Raw genomic sequence first — 18,249 nt, 5'->3', positions numbered from 1 at the left:
ACCACCCCGGATGATCGGGGCGATTCGCTCCTTTTGTCATGCTTGAATTCTTCGAGACCACTCTTGGCGAGAGATTCCCCTTGTCGAGTAAACATTCAGACTAAGGGCATATGCTTCGTTCATGCGTTGGCACGCTTGGTATAATCTTCGACGCACCGCTGACAGATGCAGGACTTCCTGCGCTGCGCGGGCGGAATGCGATCCAGAATGCCTTCCGGAAATTCGGCGGCCTTGCACCAGCATTCCTCATGAGGCCGGCCTGCCGCGTACGTGCATCCGTTGGCTTCGCCGCACAACGGGCAGGTCAAAGCATTGGCTATGCGCAGGTTGTCGTGCACGGAACCCGATTCCAAACTCATGGGCAGCCCCTCTTTCTATATAGCGTTCCTTTCCCCAGTATAACAGCTTCGGCTTCAATGTTCAGGAGGCGTTTCGATGATCAATCCATCCACGTGTTTTCTCGCCATCTGTTTACGTTTTTTTCGGTTCTCTTTGGTATCCAGCACGATGTCGAGATCGTAGTGATCCAGATCGGGATAGAGCTCTTCCGCAGCGATGTGCAGCGTCAGCCGTTTTTTGTGGATTTTGATTTTGTTTCCGCGCATCAACACACCGATGTTTCCGCGTTTGTCCTCCGTTTCGTACACTGTGCCCGTCTCGTTCAAATAGGCCGCAAATACACGGTCGCCTTTTCTGAATGCTTTGGTCCGGTGAGTGGATTCAGATTCATCCGAGTCCGAGGCTGGCTGTGCATTGGTCCGCTCGGGAACGGCGGCATCCCATTTCGAAGGTCGCTTGGCATGCTGCGGCCCTGCTCCAGTCTGAGACCGCGCCGGGATTGGAGCGAAGGCGGACGTCTGCCCGGAGGCGTGAGGGTCCGGATGCCCCAAGCCCTGCTGAGAAAAACGTTGTGCTTCCTGAACGGAACGCTGATCGCCTGGTTGGCTTCCTGAACGGGGGCGAATGGAATCCATTTCTTGTTCAGAAACATCTCGTCGTTCCTTTTTCTCCGTTATTCCATGAGAAGAAACCGCTTTGGAACGTTCGATGATGCGTTCCGGCATGCCAAGCTTTTGCGCGATGGCGTAGGCGTAACTTTCGCCCGCTTCTCCAATCCGCAGCCGGTAAAGGGGCTGAAGGGAGACGGTATCGAATTCCATGCGCGCATTTTCGAATCCTGGCGTCGCCGCAGCGAAATGTTTGATCTCGCCGAAGTGGGTCGTTGCCACAACGGTGGCTCCCCGGCGGTGAAGCTCTTCAAGCATGGCAATGGACAACCCGACGCCTTCGCCGGGATCCGTACCGGAAGCCATCTCATCGATCAATACCAGCGTGGATGGGCCGGCTTGCTCCAGAATGCCGATCATGTTCCGAATGTGGGCGGAGAAGGTGCTGAGCGCCTGTTCCATGCTTTGTCCGTCTCCAATATCTACCGCCATCTCTTCAAAGACGGCCATCTCGCTGCCTTCCGCAACAGGGACGAGCAGACCCGACTGCATCATGAGTGTAAGCAAGCCGAGCGTTTTGAGCGCGACCGTTTTGCCGCCCGTGTTCGGACCGGTGATGATCAGCGACGAGTAACTGTCCCCGATGGAGAAATCCAGCGGAACCATGGATGTGCCCATTAACGGATGTCTTGCCTGCAGCAAACGGGTGCGCCCCTCAGTATTGACTCGCACGACTACGCCGTCCACGCTTGCGGCAAATTTGGCTTTGGCAAACAGAAAATCCAGTATGCCTACCGTATCCACGTTAAGCTTGATCTCGTGGCTGTAGGATTCGGCCAGCGCGGTCAGGTCGCCCAATATTTTCATCTCTTCCCGCGATTCTTCCGCCTGAAGCGAAGACAGCTCCATTTGCAGCCCGACCAGCTCGGCAGGTTCGATGTAAACGGTTTGGCCGCTGCCGGACTCATCCAGCACGCTGCCCTTCACCTGTTTGCGGAACTCCTTTTTGATCGGAAGCACTGCCCTGCCGTTCCGTTGGCTGATGACATGCTCCTGCATGATCGAGCGGTGTTTGCTTACCAGCGCGTCCAGCTTTCGTTTCATGCGTTCGCTGCTGACAGCCATTTTTTTGCGGATGCGGGCCAGTTCCTTGCTGGCATGGTCCTGGATGCGCCCGGCGTGGATGGAGCGTTCAATCTCGCCCAGCAGCTGCTCCATTTGCATCATGGAGGCCGCATAACGGCTGACCGTAGGCGCAACCCCCGCTTTGCCCTCCATGTATTTCATCAGTTGGGCACAGCTTCGCAGAAACTGGGCCAGATGACCGAAATCCTGTTCGTTGAACAAATATCCGGTACCAAGCAGATTCATGATGGTCTCCATGCCATCGAGGGAAGGGATGGGCACACTTGCTCCGTAACGGATCAAGGCAACGGCTTCGTCGGCCTCCCCAAGTCGTATTTGGATCATGCGGGCATCGGCGATCGGTTTCATGTCCTGGGCGTGCTTTCTGCCGAGATAGGACAGGGCACAGCCGGAAACGAGCTGTTGAATTCGATGATAATCAAGACGCTGCAGCGTTTGTTCTTTCATAAGGGAATCTCTCCTCAGTATAGATTTGGTATCCTCTCTCGTTTTCGCATCACGGTGCAAGGTTTGGCCCGGAAACGCAAAAAAGGGCGAAGAATGAACATACGTCATTCTCCGCCCGCATACTGTACGGGAAAGAAGGGCAACCGGACCCAAACAAGAAAAACGTCAATTGTGAAGCATGCTGAAGATGCATACACAAAAGAGAGGCCGCGTTTCGCGGAGTTTTTCTTGAACGGCCAGAAAGAAGCTGCACGGAAGCTGCACACCTTTCTGACACAAAAAAACCGCACTGAACAACAGCGCGGCATTGGATCCGGTCCCATAACAATCCCGAAGATGATGGTTGATATCCGCTGTTCTTAACTAAGTACAGGGTTCTGGCGCAGCAAGAAACAAACATACGCCATTTGGGCATATGCACAGGTGCAAGGCCATAATCCTGAATATGAAGCTAATTAGTTAAGAACGCTCACCGACATCAAAATCTCTCCTTACGATTGAGGATATGCTTACACTATAAACTGGAAAATGCTCTGAAGTCAACAATGAATAAGAAATAGTGGACTTGAATAACGATGGGTTTTAAAATAACAATAGTAAATTAATCCAATGAAAGCGATATTATACAAAGGAGGTTGCTCTACTTGCCCAAATATTTGCTGCGATTGCTGTGCTTTACGATGATTCTTGGGGCTCTTCCGGTGATCGTGATCGGTTCGGTGTCCTATTCCATTGCTTCCCAAGACATTGAACAGAAAGTGCGTGAGAGCAATCTGCAAATTTTGCACCAGACCCAGATGAGAATGGAGCAGGTGTTGAGTAGCCTTCAGTTGTCCTCCATCCAATACGTGAATTCTCCGCTGGTGCTTCAAGCGATGAAACAGCCGCTCGACAGCAGCGAATTTGAGGAAATCAGGGATCTCACATCCGGGTTCAACAACCTGCAAGCGGTTACAAGCATTGATCAGGCTTATTTGGTCAATCTGGAACAAGACTGGGTTGTTTCCATGCGTTCTTTTGGCAAAGTGGACGATTTCAGCATACGCGACCGCGTCGATTCTTATTTGACATATACGAACAGTCTTTTTTGGGTCACGCGGAATGTGCATTCGGCCAAGGAGAGCGTGCCGGTATCCGCAGGAATGAACGAAACCGGGCAAGACGTCTCCCCGCCAAGCCTGATCTCTTCGGATAACGTGGTTAGCATGGTATTCAAAATTCCGATGGTGCCGGGCAATGTCAAGCCCAAGGGGTTCTTGGTCATCGACATCGCCGATGCGGAACTGGGTGCGTTCTTGAGCCGCAATCCCAACTCCGGCGATATGTACGTGCTGGACAAGGAGCGCCATTTCTTTCTGGACGATGTGGAGCAAGGAGAGAAATATGAGCTCCTGAACCGTGAAATCGATCAAAAGATTCGGTTGGCCGGCGAGACCGAGGGCTTTTTCAATGCAGAGGTGGGAGGCAAGCCGATGGCTGTCAGTTACAGACAATCACCGTTAAACGGCTGGTTGTACGTATCGGTGGTATCCCTCGACCAAATTACCGCCCAATCGCGAAAAATCGCGATCGTTACGGGCGTGGCGACCTTGGTCATGTTGTGTGTTACCGGCCTGGTTGCCGTGTATGGCAGTCGGCGGATGTACTCGCCCATTTCAAGGCTGCTGCAATTTACCAAAGGCCTGGATTCCCCTTCGGCGCAGGCGAATCGCAGGCAGGATGAATTCGGGTACATTGAGGAACAGCTGCAAACCCTGTTCAGCTCGGAGAAAACGTTGCGAGAGCAAATGAAGGGGCAGCACGTGCATTTGCAGGAATTTTTTATGACGAAGCTGTTAACCGGCAAAATATCCGAGGAGGATTTCAGATATCAGGGGCAACGGTATGATTTTCCCACAGATTGGTCCAGGCTGGGCGTGTTGACGCTGCAGATCGATACGATGGAAGGGACCAGGTATGAAGAGCAGGATCGGGATTTGCTGTTGTTTGCCGTGACCAACATGGTTGAGGAGCTGCTGCCTCCCGAGATGCGATTTACGCCGATCATGATCGATGATGCGCAGGTGACGGTGTTGGCCTCCAAGCTGGAGGACGAGGCTCAGCTGAAAGCATGGATGCATCAGCAGGCAGAGGGCATAAGGGAGCGGGTCGTGACCTATCTGCAATTGCCGGTGAGCATCGGCATCAGCCGTGCCTATACCGCGATCGGGGATACGCCGCAGGCTTACCATGAGAGTCGAGAGGCCCTGCGCGGAAGGGTAAGCCTGGGCAGCCGCATTATTTTGCATTATGAGGATATTCAGCCGCGAGGTCGGACCGAAGCGGCGCTCTATACCCAGCTGCGCATGATCGAAGATCAGTTGGCTTCCGCATTGAAGCAAGGGGATCAGGACAAGACCGACGAATACTTTGCGCAATATTTGGCTTTGCTCGCAGACAAAAAGCTGCATTTCAGCGAATATCCCGTCATTATGGTGCAGCTGCTGTCCAGGGTGTATCAGCTCGTTCAGGAGCAGGGAGGAGACGTGGCCGAGGTGCTCGGCGAGAAAGCATCGATGTCACGGTTATTGAAGTTATCCACGCTGGACGAAATGACGGGTTGGTTCCGCCGCCGTCTGTTCGAGCCTGTGATCCGCTTTTGCCATGAACGGGAAGAATCGCAATACATGAACATTGCCCATCGCATGATCCGGTTGATCGAGGAACGGTACGATCGTGAGTTGTCGCTTGAGGTATGCGCCGAGGAGCTGAATTTTCATCCGGTATATTTGAGCCGTGTGTTCAAGAAGGAAGCCGGCGTGAATTTTACCGAATACCTTGCCGAATACCGCATGGAAAAAGCCAAAACGTGGCTGCAGACGACCAACCTGAAAATTTCGGAAATCGCGGAAAAGTTGAATTATACGAATCCGACGGCGTTTATCCGCACGTTCCGCAAAATTACGGGAACCACGCCGGGGAAATACCGCGAGCAGCAGAGATGACCCTGCGTCGGGAAGCCGGCTGGGGATTTCGCGGAAATTGCCGGAGTCCTGTCTGGTTGTCTCCTGAATGGGCTTGTCCTTGCAACGAATGTAAAGCCTGCTACGCCTGCCATGGCGGGCAGGCTTTTTTCGGTGATTCCGTCCCCATAACAGCATGCAGCAAGCCGCTCCCCAGCATGATTCCCGGCCGGTTAAGGTCGGAGGATGCAGGTTAAAAACGGTCCATCCCGCTTGGAAACGTCATTGCCGAAAACGATGCAAACCCTTGCTGCATAAGGAAAAACAAGAAGCTAAAACAAGATGATAGCCAGTTACCCGTTTATCCCCGACAATGAGAACATGAATTTCAGGAAGTGATAAATGTAATCGTTTCCAAAGTGGGGAGGAAGACACTATGAAAGCCGAAACGGCGGCCCGGACAAAGCCCGCTGCCCGCAGTGACAAAACCTTGTTGTGGAGGGAAATCATCAAAAACCGGTGGCTGTACATCATGCTGCTGCCCGGCGTGCTTTACTTCATTATTTTCAAATACATACCCATGTATGGCATCACGATGGCGTTTCAGGATTATACGCCATACAAAGGCATCTTCGGCAGCGACTGGGTCGGGTTCAAGCACTTCCAGCGTTTTTTCGGGGAACCTCAATTCTGGATGCTTTTCCGCAATACGTTTTTGCTTGCGATTTATAACCTGATCTTTTTCTTTCCGCTGCCGATCGTGCTTGCGCTCATGTTGAATGAAGTTAGGCGGGAGCGCTTCAAACGGTTCGTGCAGACGCTGGTATACGTGCCGCATTTCGTCTCATGGGTTGTCGTTGTCGGCGTATTCTACATGTTGTTCACGACCGAAGGCGGGGCCATCAACGAGATGCTTTACAGCCTGACGGGGCAGAAAATCGCCTTCCTGCTGGAACCGGGCTGGTTCCGTTCGATGATCGTGGGACAATCCATATGGAAAGAGGTCGGCTGGGGCACGATCATATTCCTTGCGGCGCTGTCCGGCGTGGATACGCAGCTCTATGAAGCTGCCCGCATCGACGGAGCCAACCGCTGGCGCCAGACATGGCACATTACGCTGCCGGCCATCCGCAGCACCATCATCATTTTGCTCATTCTCCGTCTGGGCAATTTCCTGGACACGGGCTTTGAACAGATCTTCCTGATGCTGACGCCAACCAACCGGGACGTGGGCGAAGTCTTCGATACCTACGTGTATACGAAAGGTCTCACCCAAGCCCAATACAGCTATAGCGCCGCGGTAGGTCTCTTTAAATCGGTCGTCGGACTGGCGCTGGTGCTCGGTGCCAACAGGCTCGCCAAAAAATTCGGGGAGGAAGGCGTCTACTGATGCAGAGCATTGGACGTTCTTTACCAGACAGGAGTGAACTTAACCATGCAACAGGACAAAACGTGGGGTAACCGAATCTTCGATATCGTCAACCATGGCCTTCTGCTGTTGATCGGTATCGTGACCGTCATCCCGTTTATCTACATTCTGGCGGTATCCTTTACGAGCCCGCATGAGGTGGCCAAGGGCGGTTTCATTCTCTTTCCGAAAGAGTTCTCCTTGGCGGCTTACCGGTACATTTTTTCCACGGATACCCTGATTCGCAGTTTGGGCGTATCCATCTACATTACCGTGGTCGGCACGCTGATTAACCTGCTGTTCACGTCGCTCATGGCCTACCCGTTATCCCGCAAATATTTGCGCGGACGCCAGGCGATCCTGCTCGGCGTATTGTTCACGATGCTGTTCAGCGGCGGCATGATCCCTACCTATTTCGTCGTCAAATCGCTGCATCTGACCGATACGCTGTGGTCGCTCATGCTGCCTACGGCTATCAGCGCATTCAATCTGATCGTGCTCAAAAACTTCTTCCAGGCCATTCCTGACGAGCTGGAGGATGCGGCCAAGATCGACGGCTGCAACGACGTCGGCGTGCTGTTCCGTGTCGTGCTTCCCTTGTCGATGCCGGCGATGGCAACCTTCTCGCTATTTTACGCCGTTGCCCACTGGAATAGCTTCTTCAACGCGATCATCTACATCAACGATAGCGAAAAGTGGCCTGTGCAGGTGTGGCTGCGCGAAATCGTCATTTTGGCCCAGAGCCGGATCGGGGATACCAGCATCGAAGAGACGGAAATTCAGCCGCTGACCATCCGGATGGCCGTCATCGTCTTTTCCACGTTGCCGATCATGATCGTATATCCGTTTCTGCAAAAGCACTTTGCCAAAGGGGTGATGCTGGGTTCGGTAAAAGGTTGACCTTAATTTGCATGCGAACGTCAGGACCGATTAAAAAGGGGAGGTATTCATTTCTTATGAAAGCAACGAAAAAGAAAGCAGTGGCTGTACTGAGCACGCTGGCATTGGTAACCGGTTTGCTGGCAGGCTGCGGCGGGTCGGACTCCGGTCAGGCGGCGGAAGGCGGGGTTCAGAACATATCCATCGCCATCGCCCAAGTCGGCGACGTGCCGGCCAAAGGCAATGAGGTTCAGCAGAAAATCGAGGAATACACAAACACCAAGCTGGACATTCAGTGGATTCCCGCATCGGCGTACAACGACAAAATCAACGTCATGATCGCCTCCAGCGACCTGCCCAAAATCGTGAAGGTCCAGTACACGCCGACCGTGACCAATGCGATGCGCAATGACGTCTTTTGGGAAATCGGCCCGCTGCTGAAGGATTACAAAAACCTGTCCGCCCAGAACGAGCGCTTCTTCGAAAACGTCAAGGTGGACGGCAAAATTTACGGTGTGCCGGTATTCTCCGACATTGCCCGCGCGACGGTCATTTACCGGAAGGACTGGTTCGACAAGCTGAACCTGAGCGTGCCGACCACGCCGGACGAATGGTACGAAACGATCAAAACGCTGGCTACTTCCGATCCGGACGGTGACGGCCAGGACAATACGTTCGGGCTGATGCTGTTCAAGAAGTACAATGAGGACCAATATTCCTTCACGACCCGTCTCGGAGTCAGCTTCGGCGCGCCGAACAAGTGGAAGGTCGAGGATGACGGCAGCTTCACTCCCGAGTTCATGACACCGGAATACAAGCAGGTGCTGGATCTGCTGAAACGCCTGTACGACGAAAAATTGCTGAACCAGGACTTTGCCGTATTCGATTCGACGGAAGCGGAGAAAAAGTATGATTCCGGCCTTGTTGGCATGCGCATCGGCGTGGCCCAGAACGGCAAGAGCCAGCAGGAGCGCCTGTCCAAAAACGTGCCGGACGGCGTCGTGGACATCGCGGGACTCTTGGGTGTGAATGGTGACCGCGTAGCGGGGCAGACGGGCAACTCCGGCATTTTGGCTTTCCCGAAAGCAACCGTGGGTTCGGAAGAAGAGTTGAGAAGCCTGCTTTCTTTCCTCGACAAGCTGATGGAGCCTGAAATGGCCACACTTCTGATGCGCGGCATTGAGGACAAACATTTTGTCAAGGTTGGCGAAAACGAAGTGGAGATGAGCGATTTCGATGCGTTCCAACGCGAGGTGAAGCCGTATCGCGATAATCTGCCTTACGTCGAGGGTTATAACGTGCCCAAGCTGAAAGACACCGAACTGGGCGAGAAAGGAACGACGCTGGCCAAGGAACTGGCAGAGCATGCCGTGCCGAATCCCGCGCTGACGCTCTATTCCCCGACCTATGGTGATCGCGGGGCGGATCTGGACCAGATGATCGCGGATGCCCAGACGAAATACATCATGGGCAAGATCGACGAGAACGGCTGGAACCAGGAGATCGAGAACTGGAAGAAGGCGGGCGGAGACAAGATTCGTGAGGAATACGCGGAAGATTACAAAAAACAAGCTCAATAAGCAGCCGGAAGCGGAGGATGTCCATGAGGGAAACGTTGCAATTCACGCCGGTACGCATGGCAGAGCAATTTATGGAAAGTTACCGCCAGCATGAGCTGTATGCGAAATGGCACTATGAGAACGGATGCGTGTTGAGAGCGCTGGAAGAGCTTTATTTTCGCACAGGGGAACAACGGTACTTCGACTACATCCGCGAGTTGATGGACCACTTCATTCTGGAAGACGGAACGATCCGCACATACAAAGTGGAGGAATATAATCTGGACCAGATCAATCAGGGGAAATCGTTGTTTCTGCTCATGGAAGAAACGGGGGAAGCCAAATACCGCAAAGCCGCCGATCTGCTGATGGTCCAGTTAAAGGGGCAACCGCGCACAAGCGAGGGCGGGTTCTGGCACAAAAAAATCTATCCGTTCCAGATGTGGCTGGACGGCCTGTACATGGCAACGCCTTTCATGACCCGATACGGCGCGGCAACAGGGGATGGGCAGTGGTTCGACAAAGCGGCCTTGCAGCTGCTGTTAGTCGAGCGGCAAACGCGGGATCGGCGCAGCGGGTTGCTGTACCATGCATGGGATGAAAGCCGGGAACAGCGCTGGAGCTCGGGCGAGACCGGCTGTTCTCCGCATGTCTGGAGCCGGGCGATGGGCTGGTACGTCATGGCGGTCGTCGACACGCTCGATCATCTGCCGGTAGATCATGAACAGCGAGGCCAGATCGTAGGCATTTTTGAGCGGATCGCAAATGCGTTGGTGAACGTGCAGGACCAGCAGACCGGCCTGTGGCCGCACCTGCTGGATCAGCCGGGCCGTGAACGCAATTATTTGGAAGCTTCGGGCAGCTCCATGTTTGTGTACGCGCTGGCAAAAGGCGTTCGAAAAGGCTATCTCAGCGATACATTCAAGCCGGTTGCGGAAAAAGGATACCAAGGCCTGATACAGCATCTCTTGAAAACAGACCGCGAAGGCATGCTCTCCTTGACCCAGTGCAATGGAGGTGCTGGGCTTGGGGGTACTCCGTATCGTGACGGTTCATACGAGTATTACGTGACCGAATCGATCCGGATCAATGATCCCAAATCGGTCGCTCCGTTCATTTTGGCAGGGACAGAGTTGGAACTGGCGTAAGGCCGGTTCCTTCTTTAACTCAATTATGATAGCGCATTCATAATATGGTAACCCAAAGGAGAGATGGTTCATGAGCCCACGAGTACGGATGTCCCGATTAGGCGCGGGGATGATGGTCTTGACCTTGTCCGCCGGATTGTTGGCAGGATGCGGAGGCGAAAAGGCGCCTGCCGAGGGGGAAGGCCCGTTTCCCATCAACATTTCGTTGATGCAGGTGGGCGACGTGCCTGCCAAGGAAAACGGGATCGAGAAAAAGATCGAGGAATATACGGGTACCGATCTGAATGTACAGTGGATACCGCAGTCGGCTTTTGACGACAAAGTCAACGTCATGGTGGCATCCGGCGAAATGCCCACCATCATGCGGGTGAATTATGTGCCAACCACGTTTAATGCAGCCCGATCTGGATTGTTCTGGGAACTGGGCCCTTACCTGAAGGATTACAAAAACCTGTCTGCCCAATCGAAGGCGTACTTCGACAATATCAAGATTGACGGCAAAATCTACGGCATTCCCAATTTCCGGGACATTGGCCGTACGGCGATCGTATACCGGAAGGATTGGTTCGACAAGCTGAAGCTGGACGTTCCGAAGACGCTGGACGACTGGTACGACATCATGCTGGCGATGCGCAAAAACGATCCGGACGGCAACGGCAAGGAAGATACTTACGGCACGTTGTTGTACAAAAAGTATAATGAAGGCGTGTCCTCCCCGCTCACGCGCATTGCCGTAAGTATTGGCGGCGTAAACAAGTGGGGCGTGGATGAGGCAGGCAAACTCACTCCCGAATTTCTGACGCCGGAGTATGTGGACACGATGAAGCTGTTCAAACGCTTATTCAGCGAAGGGCTGATCAACAGCGATTTTCCGGCCCTTGATCCTTCGGATGCGGACAAAAAGATCGACTCCGGCCTCGTCGGCATGAAGCTGAACGGCGTGGCCCAGAACGGGAAGTCCTTCCAGCAGCGTCTGACCCCCAATGTAGCGGACGGAGAAATTGACGTGGTTCCGTTCCAGGGCAAGGACGGCATACGCATTGCCGGCGAGCCAGGCAACTATGGCATGCTCGTGATTCCAAAAGCTTCCGTGCCGGACGAGGAGCAGTTGAAGCGGGTGCTCACATTCCTTGACCAGCTTCTGGACGAAGAGTTAAGCACGTTGCAATTGCGCGGGCTTGAGGGAGTGCATTATACGAAAACGGCGAACGGCAAAACCGAATTCAAGGACTTTGATGGGTATCAACGCGAGGTGAAGCCGTACCGCGATAACCTGCTTAACATCGAAGGTTATAACGTCGCCGAGCTGGTTGATCTGCCCATCGGCATGAAGGGAACCAAAATGGCGCGCGAAAACGAGCAATATGCCATTGCGAATCCTGCGTTAACATTGTCATCGGATATCTACACCGAGCGCGGGCAAGAGCTGGATCAGATGATCTGGGACGCCCAGACCAAATACATTATGGGCAAAATCGACGACGCCGGCTGGGAGCAGGAGGTTGCGAACTGGAGAAAATCGGGAGGCGACCAGTTGATTCAGGAACTGGAAGCTTCCTATGCCGAATTGAACGGGAAATGATCCCGTAAACAAGTGACTGTAAACAGGCCGTGTTTCATGTCATCAAGACGTGAAGCATGGCCTGTTTTTGGTTCCCTGCTTATGGACGTGGCTCAGAACGGGTATACAAAGAAGAGCGTGCATTTCGTAGATTCGTTCTCTTTTTTTTATCAGGAAAGTCACAAACGTTGTCAATCTGAGGCGCTTGTTTACATATGCTGATTCTGGAAGCGATTGCTCTTCAACCAATGATGATGCTATGGCAAGCGGAGATTCAGCCGATATGTGATGCATGGTCCTAGGTTGACAAATGGCGTCCCGGTCCGTAACATCGGGACGAAACCGAAATTCATGGATACAAAGGCGGTGGGAACGATGCTGGAATGGACCGAATTTCGTTATGAGGGCAATGATCTTGGTTTAACCTATACCCGTGCTGCAAGCACGTTTAAGCTGTGGGCGCCCACAGCTCGGCAGGTTACGCTGCTGATTTTTGATGAGCAAGGGACTTATGGTGAGGATGGACGGGTAACCGAACATGAGGGCGGAATTTCCCATACCATGACTCGAAGTGCCGAAGGGATATGGAGTCTGCGCTTGGAGGGGGATTGGAACAGCCATTATTATATGTACCGACTCGTTCACGAGGATGGGCGCATTGCCATTGCGCCGGACCCTTATGCGCACGCGGTCACAGCCAATGGGCAGCGCACGGCCATTATCGATATGGACGCAACGAATCCTGCTGATTGGGAGAATGATGCCAGACCCGCATTTTTGCATCCGATTGATGCCGTCGTTTACGAACTTCACGTTCGCGATTTCTCTTCCGATCCCCAAGCTGATATTCCGTTTAAAGGAAAATATCTGGCCTTTGCCGCATCAGGGCTGACGGATCGGGACGGAAATGCCATCGGGGTGGACCACCTCGCCGAATTGGGGATTACCCATGTGCATTTGATGCCTGTCGCGGATTACCAAACCGTGGATGAACTGCTTCTGGCGGATGCGGGTCCCCATGAAAGGCTGCCTTACAATTGGGGTTACGATCCCCAGCATTACAATGTGCCGGAAGGATCGTATTCGACCGACCCGCGGGACCCTTCAACAAGGATCCGCGAATTCAAGACCATGGTCCAATCCCTGCATAGGCAAGGGATTCGCGTCGTGCTTGACGTGGTATACAATCACACGTTCAGCGTGAATGAAGGACCTTTCGACCGGATTGTACCGGGGTATTATTACCGTTATTGGGAGAACGGGACGCTTAGTAACGGATCAGGGGTTGGCAATGAGCTGGCCACGGAGCGGCCGATGGTGCGGAAATACATTTTGGATTCCCTGCTTCATTGGGCAGAAGAATATCATGTAGACGGATTTCGTTTCGACCTAATGGGGCTGATCGATACGGACACGATGAACGAACTGACGCGAGAATTGAAAGAGAGAATTGATCCGGCGATACTGATTTATGGCGAGCCATGGACGGGCGGGGATTCGCCGCTGAATCGAAAAACGCTCAAAGGCGCCCAACGCGGTCAAGGCTTCGCCGTGTTCAACGATCATTTTCGTGGAGCCATTAAAGGGGACAGTGACGGTGCAGGCAAAGGATTCGCTACCGGAGCCGGCGGCAAGGAGAAAGACATCGTCGCAGGTGTTGCGGGAGCCATCGACGACTTTACGATCACGCCAGCGGAAACGATCAATTATGTTACGGCCCATGACAATCTCAATCTATGGGATAAAATCGCCACGACGATGAACTTGAGGCCCCAGCTTGGTTTTCCCGAATGGCAAGGGGGACAGCCGGTTGGCGGCGGGAGTGCGGAATCCGCAGTAAGGGCAGCAGACCCGTATCGTTTGGTGGATGAAGAAGATGTGCTGGAATGTGATATGGTTCGGCGTTCGTTGTTGTCTTCAGGCATTGTGCTGACCTCGCAGGGGATTCCGTTTCTGCATGCCGGAGATGAGATGCTGCGCTCGAAGTTTGGCGACCAGAACAGCTATCGCAGCGATGATGTGGTGAATTCGATCGTTTGGAAAAATAAATCCAGGTTCAGGGCCGTATTCGACTATTATCGCGGGCTGATTCAGCTGCGCCGGACGCACCCTGCCTTTCGCATGATTCATGCGGATCAGATCAGGAAGCACCTGCAATTCCTCCGGGCCGAAGGGCAAATGGTTGTTTTTATGCTTAAGGACGGAGCCAACAAGGATAGCTGGAACCGAATCGTTGTCATCTACAATGCTTCTGCCCAGCCTCAGCCGTTAACCCTGCCTGAAGGGACTTGGCATGTGGTCGTCAATGACCGGCGGGCCGGCACGGAGGCGATTGACAGCGTGCAAGGGACGGTGCTGGTTGAGCGTTTGTCGCTGATGGTGTTATATGACATGGAGCAGGCAGGCGTTACCGAACCCGCCGTGATCGAAGTCAATGCTCCGCGGCAGGCGTATAGCCCTGGCGAGAAGGCAAGGATACGCGCCGTCGTGCTTGACAGTTTGGGCAATGTAGTGCCGAATGCGAAGACGACGTGGACGTCTTCTGCCCCCGAGGTGCTCCGGATCGAAGAGGATGGAACGATCAAGGCAATCCAAGCCGGAGATGCGGTCATTACGGCCCGATACGGAGATATCGCTGCTTACAGTCTATTGCTGGTCGAAGAGCGATATGCCGAACGGCTCGAAATTGTTGGAGAAAACGTGTTGTATACGACGCGAATTAGCCGGCTGAGGGCATTGGTGCTGGATCAGTTCGGTCAGCCTCTATCGGGAATGCGCGTTCGCTGGCACTCTTCGCATCCGGAAACGGCCGCGGTCAGTTCCGCCGGGATCGTTCGCGGCTTGGCACCTGGTCATGTCCGGATTACAGCGGAGACGGAAGGAGTCCGGGGATCGATCGACATTGCGGTTCATAGGCAGACGTCGCGGTTGGTCACGCTTCGGTACGAGCGTCAGGATCGGCAGTATGACGGATGGGATGTATGGGTTTGGGGCACGGGCATGCAGGATGGCGCCGTGCGCCTGGAAAGGAACGGCGATGCGGCGGAGGCGCGTTTCCGGGTGGCCTCCGGTCTGCAGCATCTCGGGCTGATCATTCGCCTGAATGAATGGGAGGCCAAGGATACGTGCGGCGACCGATACGTTGATATTACGCCCGAGGACGAGAATGTGCTGATCGTCGTCCAGAGTGGTTCCGACCATATGCAGGTGATACGCGATGCAGGGAGAATGAACGATCTCAGCAGTGCATAATGCTTCATAAAGAGTCATGTATGTATTTGAGCAAAGGCAGCCGGAGGATCTCCGGCTGCCTTTGCCGTGAACATCGGAGCCGATTGGCAAAAATGGATTAATGTGAAAAAATGAGCGGATTAACGTTTGAGATGCGGTGGCTTTGGGGTAAGTATAGATATGGCCCGAATGATGGCCGAAGATCATATTGTCGTGCAAAAGAGAGACCTGTGTGTCAAACGAAAACCTTGGCGCATGGACCATGAAGGAGGATGTTCAATCATGAAATCCAACGGAGAAATGGCTCAACTGACGGCTACACCCAGAACCGAAAAAAAAGGCGCCGCGCTGCGCCTGTTGAGACAAGGCGGCCGGATTCCAGCGGTAGTGTATGGACCGGGAATCGAGGGAACCGCCATCCATGTCGATGAAAAAGAAATGCTCAAAGTGGCCCGAACCGGTCGTTCCGAAATGTTCAACCTTGAACTGGAAGGCGGAAAAAAAGTGCCTGTTTTGATCAAGGACCAGCAGGAGCGCAACGGCCGCCTGCTGCATGTGGACTTTTTGCAAATATCGAAGAATAAACCGGTTTCGGTCAGCATTCCGCTCGATTTCCAAGGGACGGCTGCCGGTTCCAAAGCGGGCGGCGTATTTCAGTCCCAGGAGGTACAGCTCGAGGTTGAAGGTTTGCCTGCCGATCTCCCGTCCTCCATTGAAGTGGATGTTAGCGGCTTGGAAATCGGGGATCGTCTGACTGCTTCCGACATTACCCTTGCCAAAGGGCTTAAACTGGTGACGCCTGCAGATTCCATCATTGCTTCAGTCATGCCGCCGCAAGCTTCGATTGATGAAGAAACAACCTCTGAAGAGGCTGATGCAGAATCGGCAGCTTCCGGAAAAGATATAGAAGAAGCATAATGTGTGATGGTTTCGAGGTGCTTGAAACCTGTGGCCCGGTCTTCTGACCGGGCCTTTTTGCCGCCTTGATCATGACAAAAGGCTTCGTCAATGTGACAATGGTTTGACATATGTTTTTTTATATTACGGCGAGTTGGAAAATTTGGAGACGAATTGGGATCGTTTGCGTAAAATAAAATATGTCGCCCTGGAATGGAGACATTCATTGGTTACCTTCTTTATCTAACAAGAGCTTCTGCTAAGGGCACGGAGTAAATGAAGAAAGAGGTTTGATGGCATGTTTGATCCAACCATTTACGACAATTTGAAAGTGGGGTTCGAGAACGCGCTTTATGATCTTGACAACTTGGACGAAATCATCCAGGTTACAGGCAGAAAGGATATCTTCGAGATGGCTGCAATGTCCAGGGAACTTGTTCTTCAATGCTGCCTGAGAGGGCGACCGCAGGTGACGGCAGAAGTGATCCTTAAGAGTTCGATCTCCGATCTTGCGGCCGAAATATTGGAAACGCCGGACAGCCGGCCTGGATGCCGTTTACAATTACGATATGAGCTGCTGGTTCAGGATCCGGGAGCGTCTTGTCCGGCGATTCGTTCCATCCTGGACGAGGGTTGGCCCGGACAGCGCGTCGAGCTAGAGGTTCATTATACATACGGGGGATCCGATGGTTACCGCATTACAGCAGATGTTCATTTTGTCCGCACCGTGAATGAAGAGCAGATGGAAGATATCACAGAGCTGTGTGACCATATGATCAACGTGCTCCCCCCGCTGCTGCAGCTTAGTCATTCATAAATCCGAAAAGCCCTGTTTCTTGATTCAAGAGACGGGGCTTTTTTTGTCGATTCAACCCTTTTGCGTATAGGCTAATAGGCGTAGGAACGCGAGATCTCCGCAAAAAATTTACGCAAGCAAGTAAGGGAAGGTATATTGGGATAGCGGGATAAGTGCAATCGGACTATGCCTGGAGGGTGAATTTGCGAAATCGATGTTGGGTCTAAAGATTTATTTCAGTACTAAAGGAACTAGTTTTCCTTGCCGATAAAATATCGAAGGGGAGAAACTGCATGACAGAGAAATTAATTCGTCTGCTGCGCATACTTCAAGCTATACAAGCGAATCCCGGAATTTCAGCCAAGGAATTGGCTTTGAAATGCGACACCACCGTTCGTACGATCTATCGAGATCTGCGGATTTTGGACAGGGTGGCCCCCATTATCAATGAGGGTTATGGAAAGGGTTATCGTTTTATAGGCGAGTTTGCCTTATATCCCTTGAACTTTACCGAACAGGAGGCGATGGTATTTTCCATGCTTCCGTCTGTGGTGGATACTTCGCAGCTGCCGGCTGGATTTGACTCGGCATTTGACAAGGTTATTTCGGCTCACACCAAATCAAAATCAAAAAATAGTGAAATCGTGGAAAACATTGCAGGCATTATTCGCATGGGTACTCCCGCATATCGGGAAGAAGGCAAAGATCCCAATCTGCTCATCCCCATTATTGAAGCGATCCTTGATCAGCAAACGATTCGAACCCAGTATCATACGCTTACGAACAATGAAATTACAGTTAGGGATATTGATCCCTATTATTTGATTCCGCGCGACCAGCGTTTCTATCTCATCGGTTACTGTCATATGCAGCAAAGGGTAAGATTGTTCAGAATCAGCCGTTTTCTCGATGTTTTGCAGACCAACAAGCATTTTGACAAGAGTGATTTCAATATCATTCAATATATGAAAAATACGTGGTCTGTCGACCGTGGCGACGAACATATTCATTTCAAGGTGAGATTTACCGAAAAAATAGCTCCCTACATAAAAGAAGAAGAGATGTTTGTCCGTCCGCGAATGACAGATCTGCCCGATGGCAGCTTGTTGTTCGAGGTAACGTTAAACAGCAGTCGAGAGTTTCTGCAATGGTTGTACCAATACGGACCTGAAGCAGAGGTCCTCGAGCCCCGGGAATATCGCAGAGAGATCCGGAATCAACTGATGGAATGGTTGAAAAGCTATGAGGGTGATCATTAGTTCAATCCCCTGTCCGGACAGGAGAAATA

At 52.6% G+C, this 18,249-nt stretch carries 13 protein-coding genes; 11 read left to right on the top strand and 2 right to left on the bottom strand.

Annotated features, from left to right (window positions below):
- Positions 1–119: 119 nt before the first annotated feature.
- Positions 120–359, bottom strand: coding sequence for a cysteine-rich CWC family protein (locus SNR34_RS24430; protein ID WP_236415517.1), 240 nt, complete (start codon positions 357–359; stop codon positions 120–122).
- Positions 360–413: 54 nt separating this feature from the next.
- On the bottom strand, positions 414–2,540 hold the full coding sequence (locus SNR34_RS24425; protein WP_486180409.1) for an endonuclease MutS2: 2,127 nt from the start codon (positions 2,538–2,540) through the stop codon (positions 414–416).
- Here SNR34_RS24425 and SNR34_RS24420 point away from each other — a divergent pair.
- The 11 genes from SNR34_RS24420 to SNR34_RS24370 all read left to right on the top strand — a co-directional run bounded on the left by SNR34_RS24420 (position 2,505) and on the right by SNR34_RS24370 (position 18,220).
- Positions 2,505–2,903 (top strand): hypothetical protein, encoded by a 399-nt coding sequence (locus SNR34_RS24420; RefSeq protein ID WP_486180408.1) that lies wholly within the window; start codon positions 2,505–2,507, stop codon positions 2,901–2,903. The two genes, SNR34_RS24425 and SNR34_RS24420, sit on opposite strands and share 36 nt — an antisense overlap.
- Positions 2,904–3,184: 281 nt before the next feature.
- A complete protein-coding gene (locus SNR34_RS24415; RefSeq protein ID WP_236415520.1) occupies positions 3,185–5,524 on the top strand; it encodes a helix-turn-helix domain-containing protein in 2,340 nt (779 codons plus the stop codon).
- Positions 5,525–5,918: 394 nt separating this feature from the next.
- Positions 5,919–6,872 carry an ABC transporter permease gene (locus SNR34_RS24410; RefSeq protein WP_236415522.1) on the top strand — a complete coding sequence of 318 codons (954 nt, stop codon included), beginning with the start codon at positions 5,919–5,921 and terminating at the stop codon, positions 6,870–6,872.
- A 45-nt stretch (positions 6,873–6,917) separates the two neighbouring features.
- On the top strand, positions 6,918–7,790 hold the full coding sequence (locus SNR34_RS24405; protein ID WP_236415524.1) for a carbohydrate ABC transporter permease: 873 nt from the start codon (positions 6,918–6,920) through the stop codon (positions 7,788–7,790).
- 56 nt (positions 7,791–7,846) lie between these two features.
- On the top strand, positions 7,847–9,349 hold the full coding sequence (locus SNR34_RS24400; protein ID WP_236415525.1) for an extracellular solute-binding protein: 1,503 nt from the start codon (positions 7,847–7,849) through the stop codon (positions 9,347–9,349).
- A 23-nt stretch (positions 9,350–9,372) separates the two neighbouring features.
- Positions 9,373–10,476, top strand: a complete 1,104-nt coding sequence (locus tag SNR34_RS24395; RefSeq protein WP_486180407.1) for a glycoside hydrolase family 88/105 protein — start codon at positions 9,373–9,375, stop codon at positions 10,474–10,476.
- A 70-nt stretch (positions 10,477–10,546) separates the two neighbouring features.
- Positions 10,547–12,058: an extracellular solute-binding protein gene (locus tag SNR34_RS24390; protein ID WP_486180406.1), complete on the top strand. Its 1,512-nt coding sequence runs from the start codon at positions 10,547–10,549 to the stop codon at positions 12,056–12,058.
- Positions 12,059–12,388: 330 nt separating this feature from the next.
- Positions 12,389–15,289, top strand: a complete 2,901-nt coding sequence (gene pulA, locus SNR34_RS24385) for a type I pullulanase (RefSeq protein ID WP_486180405.1) — start codon at positions 12,389–12,391, stop codon at positions 15,287–15,289.
- Between the two features lie 261 nt (positions 15,290–15,550).
- Positions 15,551–16,186, top strand: coding sequence for a 50S ribosomal protein L25 (locus SNR34_RS24380; RefSeq protein WP_343261217.1), 636 nt, complete (start codon positions 15,551–15,553; stop codon positions 16,184–16,186).
- Between the two features lie 277 nt (positions 16,187–16,463).
- Positions 16,464–16,982, top strand: coding sequence for a hypothetical protein (locus tag SNR34_RS24375; protein ID WP_486180404.1), 519 nt, complete (start codon positions 16,464–16,466; stop codon positions 16,980–16,982).
- A gap of 272 nt (positions 16,983–17,254) precedes the next feature.
- A complete protein-coding gene (locus tag SNR34_RS24370; protein ID WP_236415536.1) occupies positions 17,255–18,220 on the top strand; it encodes a helix-turn-helix transcriptional regulator in 966 nt (321 codons plus the stop codon).
- Positions 18,221–18,249 lie beyond the last annotated feature (29 nt).

It is taken from the genome of Paenibacillus sp. XP01, assembly GCF_057364885.1.
Note: the sequence above shows the minus strand (reverse complement) of the source record. Positions and strands in the feature narration are given on the sequence as shown.